18 protein-coding genes are annotated in these 18,362 nt (G+C 60.1%); 9 read left to right on the top strand and 9 right to left on the bottom strand.

The annotated features are described in order from the left end of the window. The first annotated feature begins 5 nt into the window (after window positions 1-5). Window positions 6-1,925 carry an ABC transporter ATP-binding protein gene (locus BSG20_RS07680; RefSeq protein WP_072373062.1) on the top strand — a complete coding sequence of 640 codons (1,920 nt, stop codon included), beginning with the start codon at window positions 6-8 and terminating at the stop codon, window positions 1,923-1,925. Here the strand turns inward: BSG20_RS07680 and BSG20_RS07675 are convergent. Beyond that, on the bottom strand, window positions 1,881-2,813 hold the full coding sequence (locus tag BSG20_RS07675) for an endonuclease/exonuclease/phosphatase family protein (protein WP_072373059.1): 933 nt from the start codon (window positions 2,811-2,813) through the stop codon (window positions 1,881-1,883). The genes BSG20_RS07680 and BSG20_RS07675 overlap by 45 nt on opposite strands. A 285-nt stretch (window positions 2,814-3,098) precedes the next feature. Here BSG20_RS07675 and petA point away from each other — a divergent pair, with 285 nt between their 5' ends. From petA to BSG20_RS07655, 4 genes are all read left to right on the top strand, one after another. After that, window positions 3,099-3,677 carry a ubiquinol-cytochrome c reductase iron-sulfur subunit gene (gene petA / locus BSG20_RS07670; RefSeq protein WP_024313884.1) on the top strand — a complete coding sequence of 193 codons (579 nt, stop codon included), beginning with the start codon at window positions 3,099-3,101 and terminating at the stop codon, window positions 3,675-3,677. Between the two features lie 13 nt (window positions 3,678-3,690). Then, a complete protein-coding gene (locus tag BSG20_RS07665) occupies window positions 3,691-4,968 on the top strand; it encodes a cytochrome b (RefSeq protein ID WP_072373056.1) in 1,278 nt (425 codons plus the stop codon). Between the two features lie 26 nt (window positions 4,969-4,994). Continuing rightward, complete coding sequence (locus BSG20_RS07660; RefSeq protein WP_072373053.1) at window positions 4,995-5,888, top strand: cytochrome c1; 894 nt, start codon at window positions 4,995-4,997, stop codon at window positions 5,886-5,888. A 113-nt stretch (window positions 5,889-6,001) separates the two neighbouring features. Then, a complete protein-coding gene (locus BSG20_RS07655; protein WP_024313881.1) occupies window positions 6,002-6,544 on the top strand; it encodes an adenine phosphoribosyltransferase in 543 nt (180 codons plus the stop codon). 9 nt (window positions 6,545-6,553) lie between these two features. Here BSG20_RS07655 and BSG20_RS07650 read toward each other — a convergent pair whose 3' ends face one another. Together BSG20_RS07650 and BSG20_RS07645 are read right to left on the bottom strand one after the other, a co-directional pair. Then, a complete protein-coding gene (locus BSG20_RS07650) occupies window positions 6,554-7,021 on the bottom strand; it encodes a MaoC/PaaZ C-terminal domain-containing protein (protein WP_072373050.1) in 468 nt (155 codons plus the stop codon). Continuing rightward, window positions 7,018-7,488 (bottom strand): MaoC family dehydratase, encoded by a 471-nt coding sequence (locus tag BSG20_RS07645; RefSeq protein ID WP_072373047.1) that lies wholly within the window; start codon window positions 7,486-7,488, stop codon window positions 7,018-7,020. The genes BSG20_RS07650 and BSG20_RS07645 overlap by 4 nt, the downstream gene beginning before the upstream one ends. Window positions 7,489-7,569: 81 nt before the next feature. Between BSG20_RS07645 and BSG20_RS07640 the strand changes: the two genes are divergently transcribed. After that, window positions 7,570-8,649 (top strand): hypothetical protein, encoded by a 1,080-nt coding sequence (locus tag BSG20_RS07640; protein ID WP_072373044.1) that lies wholly within the window; start codon window positions 7,570-7,572, stop codon window positions 8,647-8,649. Window positions 8,650-8,670: 21 nt separating this feature from the next. Here the strand turns inward: BSG20_RS07640 and ychF are convergent, their stop codons facing one another. Next, complete coding sequence (gene ychF, locus BSG20_RS07635) at window positions 8,671-9,774, bottom strand: redox-regulated ATPase YchF (protein ID WP_072373041.1); 1,104 nt, start codon at window positions 9,772-9,774, stop codon at window positions 8,671-8,673. 181 nt (window positions 9,775-9,955) lie between these two features. Between ychF and clpS the strand changes: the two genes are divergently transcribed. Beyond that, a complete protein-coding gene (clpS, locus tag BSG20_RS07630) occupies window positions 9,956-10,267 on the top strand; it encodes an ATP-dependent Clp protease adapter ClpS (RefSeq protein ID WP_072373038.1) in 312 nt (103 codons plus the stop codon). Between the two features lie 79 nt (window positions 10,268-10,346). After that, entirely contained in the window at window positions 10,347-10,730 is a 384-nt protein-coding gene (locus tag BSG20_RS07625; protein ID WP_072373035.1) for a hypothetical protein, read from the top strand. Here BSG20_RS07625 and BSG20_RS07620 read toward each other — a convergent pair. The 5 genes from BSG20_RS07620 to BSG20_RS07600 form a co-directional block, all read right to left on the bottom strand. Then, a complete protein-coding gene (locus tag BSG20_RS07620; protein ID WP_072373033.1) occupies window positions 10,725-11,189 on the bottom strand; it encodes a GNAT family N-acetyltransferase in 465 nt (154 codons plus the stop codon). The genes BSG20_RS07625 and BSG20_RS07620 overlap by 6 nt on opposite strands. A gap of 3 nt (window positions 11,190-11,192) precedes the next feature. Continuing rightward, entirely contained in the window at window positions 11,193-11,909 is a 717-nt protein-coding gene (pth, locus tag BSG20_RS07615) for an aminoacyl-tRNA hydrolase (RefSeq protein WP_072373030.1), read from the bottom strand. A gap of 89 nt (window positions 11,910-11,998) precedes the next feature. Then, window positions 11,999-12,664 carry a substrate-binding periplasmic protein gene (locus tag BSG20_RS07610; RefSeq protein ID WP_083539886.1) on the bottom strand — a complete coding sequence of 222 codons (666 nt, stop codon included), beginning with the start codon at window positions 12,662-12,664 and terminating at the stop codon, window positions 11,999-12,001. A 73-nt stretch (window positions 12,665-12,737) separates the two neighbouring features. Next, entirely contained in the window at window positions 12,738-15,098 is a 2,361-nt protein-coding gene (locus tag BSG20_RS07605; RefSeq protein ID WP_072373027.1) for an EAL domain-containing protein, read from the bottom strand. Between the two features lie 184 nt (window positions 15,099-15,282). Beyond that, the gene (locus tag BSG20_RS07600) at window positions 15,283-15,897 is read right to left on the bottom strand and encodes a 50S ribosomal protein L25/general stress protein Ctc (protein ID WP_072373025.1); all 615 of its coding nucleotides are present in this window, start codon (window positions 15,895-15,897) and stop codon (window positions 15,283-15,285) included. A 326-nt stretch (window positions 15,898-16,223) separates the two neighbouring features. On the opposite strand from BSG20_RS07600, the gene BSG20_RS07595 reads away from it, so the two are divergent. After that, window positions 16,224-18,302 (top strand): putative bifunctional diguanylate cyclase/phosphodiesterase, encoded by a 2,079-nt coding sequence (locus BSG20_RS07595; protein WP_072373022.1) that lies wholly within the window; start codon window positions 16,224-16,226, stop codon window positions 18,300-18,302. Window positions 18,303-18,362: the final 60 nt, after the last annotated feature.

Here is an 18,362-nt window from a genome sequence, read left to right as displayed (position 1 = left end):
CAAATATGCTGATAAAACGACTCCTCCGTGCTTTCGAAAATTGGATTAATCCCTTTGCGCCGCGGGAAAACATTCAACCACCGCGCTCCACGTTTGGATTCGTCTGGTTCTATATTGGTCAAGCAAAGGCGCCGTTCGTGGCGATGCTCCTGCTCGGCGGGATGTCGGCGGCGATCGAGGCGGCACTGTTCTGGTTCGTCGGGCGGCTCGTGGATATTCTTTCGACGATCACGCCGGCGGCAGGCTGGAGCGGTCTGCTTGCCGCGCACGGCGCCGAGTTGTTCAGCATGCTCGTCCTTATCGGCATTGTCCGCTTTGTCGTCGCGCTGCTGATCGCACTCGTCGATCAGCAGGTAATCACACCCGGCTTCTACAACCTGGCGCGCTGGCAATCCTATCTACATGTTTCGAGACAATCGCTGTCCTTCTTCCAAAGCGATTTCTCGGGTCGCATCGTCACCAAGGTCTGGTCGGCCGGGCAGGCCACGGGCGACTTGGTGACGTCGCTGATGGAGAGTGTCTGGTTCGTCGGCATCTATGCGGCGACGACGCTGGTGCTCGTCGCAGGGCTCGATTTCTCGCTTGCCGCGGTCGTGCTCTGCTGGCTGTGCGCCTTCGGCGTTCTGGCGCGCTATTTCGTGCCGCGCATCCGGTTTCATTCCCGCGAAACAGCTGAAGCCGCCTCGATGATCAACGGGCGCATGGTGGACGCCTACAGCAATATCCAGACCTTGAAGCTGTTTGCGCGCGATGAGGAGAGCGACCGCTACATGCGGCAAGGCTTCGACTTCTATCAGGAGACGGTGCTGCGGTTTACGCGCTTCATCACCGGCGTACGTGCCTCGATGGCGTTGCTGTCGGGCATCATGATCGTCACGATGGCGGCCCTCAGCGTTCATTTGTGGCTGGCCGGCCTTGTCAGTTCCGGTGCTGTGGCGTTCACGCTTGCACTTGTCTTGCGCCTCAACTTCCTTCTCGGTCGGCTGATGACCCAGTTCAACGGCATCATGCGCAACCTCGGCACGATCCAGAATGCTGCCGAGCTGATTTCGCAGCCGCTCGGACTGGTCGATCGCCCCGACGCACGCGACCTTGTCATCCGACAGCCCGGCATCCGCTTCGAGAACGTCTCCTTCCACTACGGCAGGCAGAGCGGTGTCATCGACAACTTCTCGCTGACGATCGCGCCGGGGGAGAAGGTCGGTATCGTCGGGCGCTCCGGTGCTGGCAAGTCCACACTGGTGAACCTGCTGTTGCGCCTCTACGACCTCGAAGGCGGACAGATATTGGTCGATGGCCAGGACATTGCAGCGGTCAGGCAGGAAACCCTGCGCATGCAGATCGGCGTCGTCAGCCAGGATACGTCGCTGCTGCATCGCTCGGTCCGGGACAATATCCTGTTTGGGCGCCCTGATGCGGGCGAGGCGCGGCTGATGGAGGCGGCACGGCGCGCAGAAGCGCTTGGCTTCATCGAGCGCCTGCAGGACCAGAATGGCCGCAAGGGCTTCGATGCACATGTCGGAGAACGTGGTGTGAAGCTCTCCGGCGGTCAGCGCCAGCGCATCGCGATTGCCCGCATCATGCTGAAGGATGCGCCGATCCTCGTTCTCGACGAAGCCACCTCGGCGCTGGATTCCGAGGTGGAAGAGGCAATCCAATCCAACCTGATCGGCCTGATGCAAGGCAAGACGGTGCTGGCCATCGCGCATCGGCTCTCGACCATTGCCGCCCTCGACCGATTGATCGTCGTCGACGAGGGCGAGATCATAGAAGAGGGAACACACGACAGCCTGCTGAAGCGTGGCGGTCTTTATGCCGAACTCTGGGCGCGGCAATCAGGCGGGTTCCTCGCCACCGATTTCGAGGCGTCGACGCCTCTGTCAACCGTCGACCGCAAACTCGGCCATGAGGCCAAAGTGGTTTGACCCCATATTGTCTTCGATCCGCTCGACCGACTTTAGCCGCAGCGGAGGGCGGGCGAGGACGTGGTCGATGCCGATGCCGAGGCGGCCCGCCCTGATCGGCCAGGTCGCCGGTTCCGGAAAGACGGAGTGAAAGCCGGCCCTGCGCATCAAACGCTGGATGTGTGGGTCGACGATTGCGGAATTGAAGTCTCCGGCAAGAACGAGCGGGCCGTCGATAGCACCTGCCGCCGACCTGAGATCGACGAGTTCGTCTGTCTGGAAGTCATCGAAATAGGGTTTGGCGAGGTGGGCTGCCAGGAAATTGACCTTGGTTCCGTCGAAGTCGATGGCAGAGCGCGTCAGCCGGTTGCGCCAAAGCTCACCCAGGCTGGTGACCTTCTTGTCGACAAACGGTCGCTTCGAGAGGACAAGCGTGTCGCATTCGTTGGTCTCCGCACCGCAGCCTATGTGATAGGGATATGTGCCAGACAGGCGCGCGATGTGCGGGCGAAGCGGTGCGGCCTCCAGGATGTTCACGACATCCGCATTCGAGGCGATGATGAAATCCGCAATGCGGGCTGCATTGGAGACGTTCTCGTGCTCGATATTGAAGGACATCAGCCTGAAAAGCGGTGGCGTCTCGGCCCGTGCCGGGGGTGTCTCAAACTCTCGTAGCATGATCATGCCATGTCCGAGCAGTATCGCGGCGACGGAAAGGAGCACGTAGGCATACCAGTGCCGCCTGAGGAGCAGAAGGACCAGGCAGCCTGCGATCGCAACCAGAGCAAAGTGGATCTGAAAGCTATAGACGAAGGCCAGAAGCCAGACGTGTGTGATATAGCGCAAGGACACCAGCGCCAGTAACAGCGAGAGGAGAACACTCCCTATGCAGTATAAAGTGTCTTTCATCGGCGGGCGCTGGGATAGGGAGATGTTTGTGGCGGTCGCCTAGCACGAGGTTCGAATTGGTGCAATGCACAACTGTGGCAAGCATGTGATTGCCTTCGAAAATCATCTGAAAATTCCCGCGACATTGTGCCCACATGGCCTTGCCAAGGCTGGACATAATTTGCGATCAAGCTTAGAACGCGCCGGATTGGTGGGGAATCTATGGTCGAATTGTGTCGCGACAGATTCGCCGCCGCGAGGGGAAGGCGGAGTTCCGCAAAAATTGCGTAGAGGATGGTTTAAGCCGTGAGCGAACACGAAACGACAAGCGAGATCACGGGCGAGCCCACTCGCCGTGATTTCCTTTATCTCACCACTGGTATGGCGGGCGCTGTCGGCGCCGTTTCGGTCGCTTGGCCGTTTATCGATCAGATGCGTCCGGATGCCTCCACGCTGGCTCTGGCTTCCATCGAAGTCGACGTTTCCAGCCTCGAGCCCGGCATGTCGCTGACTGCCAAGTGGCGCGGCAAGCCGATCTTCATCCGCAACCGTACCCCTGAGGAAGTGAAGGCTGCCGATGAGGTTGCTCTGTCCGATCTGAAGGATCCGGTCGCGCGCAACGCCAACCTGCCTTCAGACGCCCAGGCGACCGGCGTTGACCGTTCCGCCGGCAAGGACAAGGAAAACTGGATCGTCATGATCGGTTCGTGCACCCATCTCGGCTGCATCCCGCTCGGCCAGGCCGGCGAATACAATGGTTGGTTCTGTCCCTGCCATGGCTCGGTCTACGATACGGCCGGCCGCATCCGCAAAGGTCCGGCGCCGCAGAACCTGGCGATCCCGACCTATTCGTTCATTTCCGATAAAGTAATCAAGATCGGTTGAGGGGGACTGATTTATGAGTGGCCATTCCAGCTACGAGCCATCAACCGGCCTAGAGAAGTGGATCGATTCGCGCCTGCCTTTGCCGCGCATGGTCTACGACAGTTTCGTCGCATATCCGGTTCCGCGGAACCTGAACTATGCCTACACCTTCGGCGCCATGCTTGCGGTCATGCTCGTCGTGCAGATCTTAACCGGCGTCGTGCTTGCCATGCACTATGCCGCGGAAACGACGGTTGCGTTCAACTCCGTCGAGAAGATCATGCGTGACGTCAACCATGGCTGGCTGCTGCGCTACATGCACGCCAACGGCGCCTCCTTCTTCTTCGTTGCCGTCTACCTGCACATCGCCCGTGGTCTCTACTACGGCTCCTACAAGGCGCCGCGTGAGATCCTCTGGATCCTCGGCGTCCTCATCTACCTCCTGATGATGGCGACCGGCTTCATGGGCTACGTTCTGCCCTGGGGTCAGATGTCCTTCTGGGGCGCGACCGTTATCACCGGCTTCTTCTCGGCATTTCCGCTGGTCGGCGAGTGGATCCAGCAGTTCCTGCTCGGCGGTTTCGCCGTCGAGAACCCGACGCTGAACCGCTTCTTCTCGCTGCACTACCTGCTGCCCTTCATTATTGCCGGCGTCGTCGTCCTGCATATCTGGGCGCTGCACGTCGTCGGCCAGACGAATCCGACCGGCGTCGAGGTCAAGACCAAGACGGATACCGTTCGCTTCACACCTTACGCGACACTCAAGGATGCGCTTGGTGTGTCGATCTTCCTGCTGGTCTACGCCTACTTCGTCTTCTACATGCCGAACTTCCTTGGCCACCCGGACAACTACATTCCGGCTGATCCGTTGAAGACGCCTGCACACATCGTTCCGGAATGGTACTTCCTGCCGTTCTACGCGATGCTGCGCTCGATCACCTTCAACATCGGACCGATCGACTCCAAGCTCGCCGGCGTTCTGGTCATGTTCGGCGCCATCATCGTGCTGTTCTTCCTGCCCTGGCTCGATACGTCGAAGGTGCGCTCGGCTGTCTATCGCCCGTGGTACAGGGTGTTCTACTGGCTGTTCGTCGCCAATGCCATCGTTCTCGGTTGGCTCGGCTCCCAGCCTGCCGAGGGCCTGTTCACCACCATCTCGCAGATCTGCACGCTGCTATACTTCGCCTTCTTCCTGGTCGCCATGCCGGTTCTCGGCCTCGTCGAGACGCCGCGCCGCTTGCCAAACTCAATTACGGAAGCGGTTCTGGAAAAGCGCAACAAGGCGGCCGCCGCTGAGCCGGTCAAGGCCTGAGCGTGCGACAGGAAGGGAAGAGAAACATGAAAAAGCTTGCTACAAGCCTCCTGTCGCTTGCTGTCGTCGCCTGTTTGAGCGGCGCAGCATTCGCCCAGGAAGCCGCCTCGAACGGCGCCGCGCCGGCCCATCATGCCGAAGGCGAGACGCCGCACTATCCGCTGCTTCATCCCAAGCATGAACACTGGACTTTTGCCGGCCCTATCGGCCACTACGACAAGGGCCAGTTGCAGCGCGGTCTCAAGGTCTACACGGAAGTCTGCGCGGCCTGTCATTCGATGAGCCTTGTGCCCTTCCGAACGCTTGGCGATCTTGGCTACTCGGACGCTCAGGTGAAGGCCTTTGCCGCCAACTACGAGGTTCAGGACGGTCCAAACGCCAGCGGTGACATGTTCACCCGCAAGGCCATTCCGTCGGATTACTTCCCGTCGCCGTTCCCGAACCACGAAGCGGCGGCAGCCGCCAACAATGGCGCGGCGCCCCCGGATTTCTCGCTGATTGCCAAGGCGCGCGGCATCGAACGTGGTTTCCCGCAATTTCTGATCGACATGATCCCGTTCGTCGGCGGTTATCAGGAAGGTGGCCCCGACTACATCTACTCGCTGCTGACCGGCTACGACCAGCAGCCGCCGGCCGGCGTTCAGGTGGCGGAGGGGACGCACTATAACCCCTACTTCGCCAGTGCCGCTGCTCTGGCGATGCCGAAGCCGCTGTCCGACGGCCAGGTGACCTATGACGACGGTGCGCCGGCGACGGTCGACCAGTATGCCAAGGACGTCTCGTCCTTCCTGATGTGGGCCGCCGAGCCGCATCTCGAAGATCGCAAGCGCACCGGCTTCATGGTCATGGTCTTCCTGGTGATCTTCACGGGACTGATCTATCTGACCAAGCGTTCGGTCTATGCAAACAAGGAACACTGAGAGCTTGCTCCAGGTCTAGGGAAAGGCGGCCTTCGAGCCGCCTTTTTTGTTGGTTCCGACAGTGGCAATTGATAGGGTGCGCCGAATGAAGCCCTGCAGAATATGGATACTCCATGAGTGATACGATTTCGGAGCTTGCAGCCAGCATCCGCTCCATCCCGGACTACCCAAAGCCCGGCATTATTTTCCGCGACATCACCACGCTTCTCGGCAATCCGCGCGCCTTCCGCCGCGCCGTCGATGAACTGGTGCAGCCCTATGCGGGCCTGAAGATCGACAAGATTGCCGGAACCGAAGCGCGGGGCTTCATTCTCGGCGGTGCGGTGGCGCATCAGCTTTCGGCGGGGTTCGTACCGATCCGCAAGAAAGGCAAGCTGCCACGCGATACCGTGCGTGTCGCTTATAGCCTGGAATATGGTGTCGACGAAATGGAGATGCACCTGGATGCGGTGCAGCCAGGCGAGAAGGTCATCCTCGTCGATGATCTGATCGCCACTGGAGGAACGGCGGTGGCCGCCACACAGCTGTTGCGGCAAATGGGGGCGCAGGTCGTTTCAGCCTGCTTCGTCATCGACCTGCCGGATCTCGGCGGCCGCAGGAAGCTGGAGGATCTCGGCGTCGACGTTCGAACCCTGGTGGAATTCTCAGGCCACTGAGGCCCGCAATCACTCGAATTCGATGACGGTGCTTTCGAACCGGATGACCGGCGTGCCGTCAGCGATCGCGCCCTCGCAGACGATCATGTTCAACCGACGCCCCGGATGCGACGCCAGGGGCCGGCTCGAAAGAAACGTGACGGAATAAGTCACTTCCTCGCCGGCGAAGACGGGCCGCAGCCACTGAAGCTTCTGAAAGCCGGGGGAGGGTCCAAGCTTGGGCGGCTTGATGCCCTCGCTGGCCAGTCGAGCGCATTCTGCGCTCCAGTAGGCGACGAAGGTCGTCATCCATGCCGCGCAAGTGTGCCATCCCGAAGCGCAGAGACCGCCGAAGAGCGTCGCCTTTGCGGCTTCCGCGTCCAGGTGGAACAGTTGAGGGTCGAAGCGCTCGGCAAAGTGAACGATCCGTTCGGCCGTGAATACATAACTGCCGATTTCGGTCTTCTCGCCGCTGGCGTAGCGTTCTGCCATGATCATGCGGTCTTCTCCAGCGCTTCACGCAGGATAAACATGATCGAATTCTCGGCCAAGCAGACGAGTTTGCCATTCTGGTTCTCAACCTCATGGCGGAACTTCACCATGCCGATGCCGGGCCTGGAGCGCAGCGCACGGGTCTCCATGACTGTCGAATGGCCCGAAAGCGTGTCTCCGGCAAGAACAGGCTTTCGCCATTCCATGAAATCGACGCCGGGCGCGCCTTGAGAGAACGAGTTGATGAGGAAGCTCTCCGCCATCATGCGCATGAACAGTGCGGACGTATGCCAGCCGGATGCTGCCAATCCACCGAGGATGCTGGCGCGGCCGGCCGCCTCGTCGAGATGCATCGGCTGCGGGTCAAACTCGCGGGCGAACGCGATGATCTCCGCTGCCGTTACCGGCCTCGGGCCGAGTGCAAAACGTCGCCCCGGCTGGAAATCTTCGAAGGCAAGTTTCTGATCGGACAAATTTCTCTTCCCCGCTTTGGAGTTTCAAAACGACTACAATAGCATTCGACGCGACTCAACGAACCCCGCGAGATTTTGAACATGCCCGAATTGAAATTGATCCTCGATGAAGCCACACGTGAGGGTATCATTCCGGTCCAGGCTGCTGAGCGGCTTCTGCCGTTTCTGATCGAGCGCGGCGTCAAGGCGGATGGCCAGCCGGTGGAGCAGGAAGCGCAGCCGACAGCGTTCTCAGACACCGAGACGCCGAGTTTCGTGCGCGGCTTTCACGATGTGCTGATTACGATCGGCATCGTCGTGGCGCTGGCAGGGCTGTGGGGCATCGCTTCGGTCTTCGCGGTGTTGCCGGCAATCGTCGTTCTTGCGGAGATCCTTGTTCGACGCCAGAGGCTGGCATTGCCTGCTGTCGTCTTGACCGTCACGCTTGCGCTCTGGACCGCAGTGGTGGCTGCGCGCTGGCTGGAAGGCTCCCCTGCCGTCATTGCCATAGGCGGCAACGTGGCGCTGCAGTACACGCTCGCCTTTCCGGTTGTGTTCGGTCTCTTCTATCTGCTGTATCGCATCCCGCTCGCCCTTGCGCTGACGATCATAGGGGCCGCGGTGGTCGTTCTGCAGCTGGTTTTGCGCACGCTTGGCTGGCTCAGCGGCGATCCCCTCTTCGAGGTCAATCATCCCGTCATCTTGTCGATCATCGCAATCATATGCGCGGTCGGTCTTTTCGCACTGGCCATGAAATTCGATCTGCGCGACCCGCTTCGTCGTACAGTCAATTCCGATATTGCCTTCTGGCTCCATCTCGGCGCAGCACCGGCTTTGCTCTACAGCGTCATTTCGCTTGCCGGTCTGAGCGGCGGTACGCTTGCGGCGCTGCAGACAGTATCGTTTCGTACGCCCGTGGTGGTTGCGACGGTCGTCGCGCTCATGCTGATCGGCCTCGTCATCGACCGGCGCGCATTCGTGACGTCAGGACTGCTGTCGCTGGGCTTTGCGCTCTACGGCATCTTCCGCCAGGGGGACGCGCGTGTCGATACCTACATCTACATCACGCTTCTGACCGTCGGCGCGATCGTGCTCGTCATCGGCACTGGATGGATGCCGCTCCGGCGGCTCGTCATCAGGACGCTGCCGGCTGCCATGCAGGAAAAACTGCCACCGGCATAGGCGGCAGTTTCTCCGTTCGCGTCAGGTATTGAAGCGGAAGTGGATCACGTCGCCGTCCTGGACGACATATTCCTTGCCTTCGTCCCGGCCTTTGCCTGCTTCCTTGGCGCCGACTTCACCCTTGAAGTTGATGTAGTCGTCATAGGCGATCGTGAAGGCGCGGATGAAGCCGCGTTCAAAATCGGTGTGGATCACGCCGGCGGCTGCAGGCGCCTTGGTGCCGCGCACGATCGTCCAGGCGCGGGTTTCCTTGGGGCCTACGGTGAAATAGGTGATCAGGTCGAGCAGGTGGTAGCCGGCGCGGATCAACCGATCAAGACCGGCTTCCTCAAGGCCGAGCGCCGACAGGAACTCCACGGCTTCTTCTTCCGGCAGTTGTGCCACTTCGGATTCGATCGCAGCCGAGATGACGACGCATTCGGCGCCCTGTTCCATCGCCATGGCGGCCACGGCCTTGGTGTGCTCGTTGCCGGTCGAGGCATCGGCTTCGGCGACGTTGCAGACGTAGAGCACCGGATGCGAAGTCAAAAGGTTGAGGCCCTTGAGGATCTCGATCTCCTCGGGCGCCAGCGTCTTGAGAAGCAGGCGTGCAGGCTTGCCCTCGTTCAAGAGCTTGATCACGGCTTCCATGACAGGCAGCTGCGCCAGCGATTCCTTGTCTTTGCTGGCGGCGCGCTTGCGCGTCTGCTCGACGCGGCGCTCAAGGCTTTCGAGGTCGGCGAGCATCAGCTCGGTCTCGATCGTGTCGGCATCGCCGACCGGGTGGATGCGGCCCTCGACGTGGGTGATGTCGTCGTCCTCGAAGCAGCGCAGCACATGCACGACGGCATCGACTTCGCGGATGTTGGCGAGGAACTTGTTGCCGAGGCCTTCACCCTTCGATGCGCCGCGCACGAGGCCGGCGATGTCGACGAAGGAGATGCGGGTCGGGATGATTTCCTTGGAGCCGGCAATCGCTGCGAGCTTCTGCATGCGCGGATCCGGCACCGCGACTTCGCCGGTGTTCGGCTCGATCGTGCAGAAGGGATAGTTCGCCGCCTGCGCCTGCGCCGTCTTGGTCAGCGCGTTGAAGAGGGTCGATTTGCCGACATTCGGCAAACCGACGATACCGCATTTGAAGCCCATGGCCTGAAACCTGCTGTTCTTGAATTCGTTGGTGCTGGCTATGGGATAAAACGCGCCTTGCGGTCAAGCTTTTCGCGCAAGTCTCTTGCATTCGGAGGGGTTGAACGCCCGCCTTTGCAGCGCAATATAGATATCGATGGACTGTTCTCGCCTCTCCATGTCATCAACGGGTGGGTTTCCGATGAGTGACAACGGCATTGCCCTTAAACCGAAGACAAAGTCGAAACCGAAGCTGGATCGGCCGAAGCTCTACAAGGTCATTCTCTTCAACGACGACTATACGCCGCGCGAATTCGTGGTGATGATCCTCAAGGCTGTGTTCCGCATGAGCGAGGAGGTCGGCTACCGGGTGATGATGACGGCGCACAAGCTGGGGTCGAGCGTCGTCGTGGTCTGCACGAAGGATATCGCCGAGACCAAGGTCAAGGAGGCGATGGACTATGCCAAGGAGGCCGGGTTTCCGCTGATGTTGACGGCGGAGCCCGAGGAATAGCTTGGCGATCTCTTAACCAGGCTCCTTAATCTGACATCCGCTGTTTTCAGGCAGAATGTCCGCAGCAGCGGAGGCGTTCATGCAGGGCGAGGCAGCAACATGGCACTACTTTGTGGCGGCGGCGCTTTTTGCCCTTCTTGGCGCGATCGGTCATCTCTGCCGGGCGGTCTTCAACGTTCTGCCTGACCGCGTAACCGACCGGCCCCTGATGGATTTGCCACTGTCGAGTGGTTACAATCTTCCGGATCTGCTCTTCGGGGCCGAATATGACGACAGCGGCTATTATCGTCTCGACAGCCTCAAGAATTTTCGCATTTCCTGCATGCTGAGCGTGGTCGGCGGTCTGCTGGCTATGCTGTTTTCGCCGGGCGTTTCCAATGCCATGGCCTGGCTGATCGATAGGGGTCTTTCGTGGGTCTGGAACCTCTTCCTTTTCAGGCTCCACACGATCGGGCTGCTATGAGCCGGCTGCTGGTCGCCTGATCTGATAGCCGGTCTTGTCCTGGACGAAGCCGCAATTTTCATAGAAGCGCAGTGTTGCCGGATCCTTTGAGCCGGTCAGAAGCATCACCTTATAGCAGCCGGCCTTAAAGGCTGCGTCGGTGGCGTGTTGGATCATGGCTCGTCCATACCCCCGCTGCCTGTAATCGGCCGCGGTGACGACGTTCTCGATCAGCGCATAGGACGCGCCATTCCTGGTCAGGTTGGGGACGACGACCAGCGTCACCGATGCCGCGGCGGTTTCGCCCACGACGCCGATGAAGACTGTCATTCCGGGTTGCGCGCGGATCGCTCCAAACCGCTCTTCGGCGTGCGCGCGGTCCATGGTCGGATCGGCAGGGTTGAGCTCACGATAGAGGGCAAAGAGGTCGGGCAGGTCGCCTGCCTTAGCGGCGCGAATGATGAGCGCGCCGGCAGACATGGTTCAATCGCCCTTGTTGCCGAACATCTTCTTCAGCATTTCGGCCATCGGGCCGGTTGCAGGTATCTTCGGCTGATTGTGATTGCGGGCCTGGTGGATATGAGACTTCGCCGTTGGTTTCTTCTCCGGCTTCGGCTTTTCCTCTTCGGCTTTTGCGCCAAGCGCCAGGGCCAGCTTGTTCATCAGTTGAGAGTCTTCCTTGCGAACCAGCATGTCGGCGTTGTCGGCAAGCGCATCCAGCAGCGGCTCAAGCCATGCCTGATCGGCCTTGGCGAAGTCGCCGAGAACGTGATGCTGCACCAGTTCCTTGACGCCGGGGTGGCCGATGCCAAGGCGCAGGCGGCGATAGTCCTTGCCGCAATGGGCGTCCAACGACTTGATGCCGTTGTGGCCGCCATGGCCACCGCCCGTCTTCAGGCGCGCCTTGCCCGGCGGCAGGTCGAGCTCGTCATAGATCGCGACGAGGTCGCTGGGCTGCAGCTTATAGAAGCGCATGGCCTCGCCGACGGCCTCACCAGATAGGTTCATGTAGGTCTGCGGCTTGATGAGCAGCACCTTCTCGCCGGCGATCTCGCCCTCGGCGATCTCGGCCTTGAATTTCTTCGACCAAGGCGAAAAACGATGGCGGCGGTAGATGGCATCAGCGGCCATGAAGCCGATATTGTGTCGGTTTCCGGCGTACTTGCCGCCGGCATTGCCGAGACCCGCGATGATCAGCATGGCTCGTTCATTCCTTGAAATCTGCCTTATCGTTCACCACCCCGAAACGGCGTCAAAGTCAAGGCGCGGAGGCCGCAAGCGCAGAAAAATCAGTCTGCCGAGCTTAGACCATACTTGGTGAAGATGGTTTGCTGTGTACCATCGGCGATCAGCTTGTCCAACGCGGCCTGCATCTTGGTCAGCAGATCGCTTGGGAAGCTCTTCTCGCAGGCGATCCCCATCGGCTGTGAGGAGAGCACCGTGAGCTTCTCCAAAGGCTGTTGCGCCTTGAGCTTGCCGAAGTAGATCTCGGAGATCGGCATCATGTCGATGCGACCATTGAGCAGCTTGCGCAGTGTGGCGTTGAAGTCGGTGGCGACATCGAGCTTGGTGAAGCCGTTCTCCTTCAGCGTCACCTCTGTATAATCGTCGCGCTGTGTTCCGACGGTATATGGCCTCGCTTCCTCAAGGTTCTTTGCTGTCACACCTGACCCGGACCTGGTGATGAGGATGTTGCGATCGACCAGCAACGGCTCGACCCATCTGAACATAGGGTCGCGTTTGGCGCTGTGAGCGGTCGTGAAAACGCAGCTCATAGGCGTGGTCTGGGCGAGATTGTAGGCTCTCGCCCAAGGCATCATCTCGATCTTGTAGTCGATGCCTGCGTCTTTCATCACCTTTTCGACTTGCTCGACCGAAGCGCCCTTGATTGTCTTTCCATCACGGTAGCTGAAGGGAGGATATTCCTCGGTGGCGAGCATGACGCCGGCTGCCATGGCTTGGCTCGAGGCGCAGATGCTCAAAAGTGTGAAAAGCAGCAGTTTCTTCAATGTGTTGCCTTTTCTGGGTTCAAGAGGCCCGCGCAATGGGCTGTTCAGTCGCAGACAGACGCTCGATCAGAGCCGCAGCTTGCTGCGGGCGATGGAACAGGTATCCCTGGCCGAAGTCGAGGCCCATTTTGTGCAAGGTCTGGCATTCGTCCTCGGTCTCGATGCCCTCGGCAATGACGATGCACCCCATCTTGTGAGACAGCGTTGTGATACTTTCCACCAGCGTACGGCTCTTGTCGCGAACGTCGTCGTTGGCGTCGTTGATCGACTGCGTGAACCACTGGTCGATCTTGATGATGTCGACTGGGAAGCGGTTGAGATAACTCAGCGACGAATAACCCGTGCCGAAGTCGTCGAGGGCAATCCGGCAGCCGAAGCGGCGCATCTCGGCGACAACCGTGCGGATTTGCGGATTGTTGTGCATCAGCACCGCCTCTGTGATTTCCACGACGATGCGCTGGGGGCGGATCCCGTGGCGGCCAAGCAGCGCGGCCAGCCGCGCGGGCAGGGCGGCTTCGAACTGCAGTGGCGAGAAGTTGATGGCGAGATAGCTGTCCTGCATGCCGGGGAGGCGGGAAATGGCCGCAAGATTTGCGATCGCCTTTTCCATGATGACGTTGCCGACGCGAACGATCTTGGCCGTTTCCTCCGCGACATTGATGATTTCCGCCGGTGCCATCAAACCCTTTTGCGGATGGTTGAGGCGCATGAGGGCCTCGAAACCGGCAACGCCGCGGCCGTTCAGGCTGACGATCGGTTGCAGGTAGGCGTCGAACCAGTCCTCGGCGAGACCGGCTTCAATATAGTTCTCGATTTCGGCGCGAGCGCGAGTGTGGTCCATCATGCTGGTATCGAAGAGTTGCGCGCCATTCTTGCCATCTCGCTTCTTCGCGTACATGGCCATATCGGACTTCTGCAACAACTCGGCGGCGTTCGAGGCATGGCGCGGGTAGATGGCGATGCCGACGCTGGCGCTCAGATGCAGATCCGGACCGAACGGCTCGATGAAGATGGAGGCGATCTGCTCGGCCATTGCGCTTGCCCGCCGGGCCGCGTCCTTTGCCGGCAGAAGGATCGCGAATTCGTCACCACCGAGGCGGGCCGCCTGATCCGATGGCGCCAGATGCGTCTTCAGCCGGTCGACAAACTCACGCAGCGCCCTGTCGCCCTCGGCATGGCCGAGATTGTCGTTGATCCATTTGAAGCGGTCGAGATCGACGAACAGGCAGGCGAGTTCCTGGCCGGCGGCGTCTACGTCGAGGATCGTGGCGTCGAGCACGGTTTCGAAGCCCTGGCGGTTCAGCAGGCCGGTCAGATGATCCCGGATGGCTTGCTCGTGGTTGCGTGCTTCGGAGGCCTTCAGCTCCGTGACATCGGTCATGACCGATAGCGAGAGCCGGTCATGGCCCGCCGTGGCTGCTGTCGATTCCAGGATGAGCACATCCATGAGGCTGCCATCGGCGCATATGAACTTTACCGTCACGTCGACTGCGGCGCCGCCGTTAAGGTCGTTCTTGCGCTTGAGGAAGGCTTCGCGCGTATCTGCTGTCACGAGATCTGCGAACCTGCAGCCGATCACGCGCGGGCGGTCATAGCCGGTCGCGACGAGCCAGTAGTCGCTGACGGCGGTTATGCGATCATCCTCATCGAGCGAAAACAGCATGGCCGGCGTCAGGTCGTAGATGTCGACAGCACGGCGATGCGCGAGCTTCAATTCGCATTCCTCGCTTTCGAGCTTCGATTGCATTTCGTTGAAGCCGCGGGCCAGACGGCCCATCTCGTCGTTCGATTGCCAGTTGACGTGATGGCGCGAGCCGAGTTGACGGGTGGCCTCGACGGCTGCCGTCAGGCGCATCAGCGGCCGGATGATAAAGATGCGATTGCCGATCAATGCCGCACTGAAGACGGCAAGCACCGCGAAGATGAAGATCGACATGAAGACGACCTCTTCGTGCTTGAGGCCGGAGAAGAGGCCAATTGCTGGATAGAAGACCGAGATGGTGCCCAGATTCTTCGGGCCGTCGATGGTATTATATATGATCGCGCGCGACACCTGGACGAGATTGCCGTCGTACGATTTCGGTATTGTCGATTGCGTCACATCGAGCTGGCCGGATTGATCCCGGACCTGAACCTTGACGATGGCGCCCTGCGAAACGATCGTTGCGCTGATCTGGGTTACGCTGTCATCATCGAGGTCCCAGAGCGGCTTTGCGAGCGCCTGAGAATTGGCGACAAGAAGAACCGAGATGTGGTCGCGTATTTCCTTGTCTGCGCGCTCGGAAGAAAGAAAAAGGAAAAGCACGAACAGAGGAGCAACGAAGAGGAGCAAAGCTCCGCAAATGATTGCCAAAAAACGATTCTCAACGGAATTGTTCATTGTTCCGTTTGCCCCCAGCCGCACTTTGCGTTCACGGTTTTCTACGCCCGCCGGTCTTCAAAAACCGACCGCCATGCTTCCATGAAATGTATTAAATGTTGCTGAAACGGGCCCCTCGCGCGCGAATGAAAAGGCCCGCTTTCGTCAGAAAGCGGGCCCTATGCTTTACAAATTATGGAAGCGATCAGGCTTCGGCTTCGCCTTCTTCTTCGACCGTTTCGTCAACGCCGCCAGCCGGGGCGATGATCGTTGCGATCGTGAAGTCACGGTCCGCGATAACCGTTGCCACACCCTTCGGCAGGGTGAGGTCGGAGATGTGGATGCTGTCGCCGATCTTCTTGCCGCTCAGGTCAACGTTGAAGAATTCCGGGATCGCATCGGCCGGGCACTGCACTTCGATTTCGTGACGAACGATGTTCAGGACGCCGCCAGCCTTGAGGCCCTGGGACTTTTCTTCGTTGATGAAGTGAACCGGGATTTCAACGGTAACCTGAGTATTGCCGGAAACGCGCAGGAAGTCCACGTGCATCGTGAAGTCGCGGACCGGATCGAGCTGATAGTCCTTCGGCAGAACCTTGTACTTCTTGCCGTCGACTTCGATGGTCGCGATGGTGGTCATGAACCCACCTGCGTGAATGCGCTTCGTCACCTCATTGGTGCTGAGAGCGATAGAAATGGGGGCCTGCTTGTCACCATAGATGACAGCGGGAATCAAACCGTTGCGGCGAAGTTCACGGGCGGACCCCTTACCAACCCGTTCGCGCGCCTCGGCCTTGAGCTCGTAGCTTTCGTGGCTCATGACTTTTCCTTCCGAGGTTATTTGGAGAGCCCCGCGCAGGCCAATGCTTGCCGCGGAACTGGAGGCGGGTTACCCCATCCTCATCCGCGTTGCCTCCAAGGGTGTCTGCGCGGACGCGTGCGCTATAGTATAGATGCACCGGAAACGCAAGCTGCTCCCTTGCCATCGCCAACGGCCAGGATTGCGCCCAAGCTGTCGGCAAGGGAACGAGTTCAGAATTGAAAGCGATCGCGAAGGCTTAACCATATAGCCGGATTTTCCGCGAGATTAACGAATACAGAAAGTCACGGCGGCTATCAGGGGCCAATCACAACCTGGTCCTTCTCATGCTCCGTCTCGTCTCCTGCATTGCCGTCGACCATAGCTGGCCGCACCTGATCTTTGCAACGGTCATCTGCCTTCTCGGCTCTTTGCTGACGGTACGGCTTTTCTCGCGGGTTCGGCGCACCCAAGGGCTCCAGAAATTCAACTGGTTGTTCCTGTCAGGGTTCGTTGGCGGCGCGACGATCTGGACGACGCATTTTATTGCCATGCTCGGTTTCCGGGCGCCGGCGCTCAGCGGCTATGAGCCCGATTTGACGCTGCTGTCGCTTTTCATTGGAATCGCCTCCACGATGATCGGCTTTACCGTGGCCTCGATGCGAAGCCGGGACGCGCTTGTCGAAGCCGGCGGCGCCATCGTCGGACTTGGCGTGGCAGCCATGCACTATGTCGGCATCGCCGGCTACAGGGTGGCCGGCGATATCCAGTGGAACAGCGCCTATGTCATCTGCTCGCTGATTGCTGCGGCCGCGTTCGGCGCCTTCGTGACGAGCCGGGTTGCCCGCCCGACGACACGTTTCAGCCCGGTCGCCGCCGCCCTGCCGCTGATCCTTGCAATCGTTTCGACGCACTTCCTCGGCATGGCGGGCATGACGATTGTCCCCGACGCAACCGTGTCCGTTCCCCGCGAAATTCTCTCCGTCGGCGTGATGACCAGCCTTGTCGGCGCAGTCATGATCATCATCCTGCTTCTCGGCGCCTCCACCTACATCATCGACATGCAGTCGACCGAAGCGGCCGTCGCCCGCTATCGCCATCTGTCGCTACACGATCCGCTGACGAACCTTGCAAACCGGTCAGCGCTGAACGAACATCTGGCGACTGCGACCAAAAACACCCATAACATCGGCTGGAACGTCGCCGTCCTCTGCTTCGACCTTGATCGGTTCAAGGAAATCAACGACGTCCACGGTCATGCCGCTGGCGATGCCGTGCTGCGGGCGATCGGCGAGCGGCTCGCGAAGGTCATGCAGAAGGGACAGTTTGCCGCCCGCGTCGGCGGTGATGAATTCGTGGTCGTGATGCGCGATCATGCCGGCCGTTCGGAGGCCAGGAACGTGGCACAACGCCTGCTCGACGAGATCGAGCGGCCAGTCGATTGGAACGGCCAATCACTCAGCGTCGGATCCAGCATCGGCATTTCCAGTTTCCCTGACAGGGCGCGCACCATCGACGACCTGCTTTCGCAGGCCGATGTCGCCATGTACCGCGCCAAGACGACGGCGGGAAGCAGCATCTGCTTCTACGACCCGTCGATGGACGAGGCGGCGCGGGAACGAAACGCGCTGGCAATCGAGATGCGTGAAGGGCTGAAGAAGGGCGAATTCGAACTGTTCTATCAGCAGCAGAACGATACCGTGACGCGCGAGGTGCTGGGCTTCGAAGTGCTGCTGCGCTGGAAGCATCCGACGCGCGGCCATATCTCGCCAGCGGAATTCATCCCGATCGCCGAGAAGACGGGGTTCATCATGGAACTCGGCGAATGGGTGCTGCGCAGCGCCTGCGTCGAAGCGGCCAGCTGGCCGAACCCGTTGAACATAGCCGTCAACGTGGCGGCCCAGCAGCTCGCCGATAGCCGCCTGCCGCAGGTCGTCCATCAGATCCTGGTGGAAACGGGTCTGGCGGCTGCGCGGCTCGAGCTCGAGATCACGGAATCCGGTATCATTGCCGACCACGGGCATGCGCTGAATGCCATAAGGCGGCTGAAGGCGCTTGGCGTCAAGGTGGCAATGGACGACTACGGCACGGGCTATTCCTCGCTGTCGACGTTGCAGAGTTTCCCATTCGACAAGATCAAGATCGATCGCGCCTTCGTCGACGGCGTCGTCACCAACAAACAGTCGGCTGCGATTGTCCGCTCGACGCTTATTCTGGCGCAGAGCCTTGATATTCCGGTTCTCGCCGAGGGCGTGGAACGGGAGGAGCATGTCGATTTCCTTCGCCGCGAAGGTTGCATGCAGGTGCAGGGCTTCCTGTTCGGAAGGCCGATGCCGCGTGTTGACATCGAGGCCTTCGTCAATCCTGACGGTGCAGGCGTCGTCAAGGGCTCGACAGTTGCCGTGAAGACCGACGCGGCGGCCTGACTGCGGCGCTGCAACACGGCTTGACATCCGTGGTGCGGAAACCTCACATGCTCGCAAAAC

The sequence above is a fragment of the Rhizobium tibeticum genome, from assembly GCF_900110205.1.
Classification (GTDB): domain Bacteria; phylum Pseudomonadota; class Alphaproteobacteria; order Rhizobiales; family Rhizobiaceae; genus Rhizobium; species Rhizobium tibeticum.
Note: the sequence above shows the minus strand (reverse complement) of the source record. Positions and strands in the feature narration are given on the sequence as shown.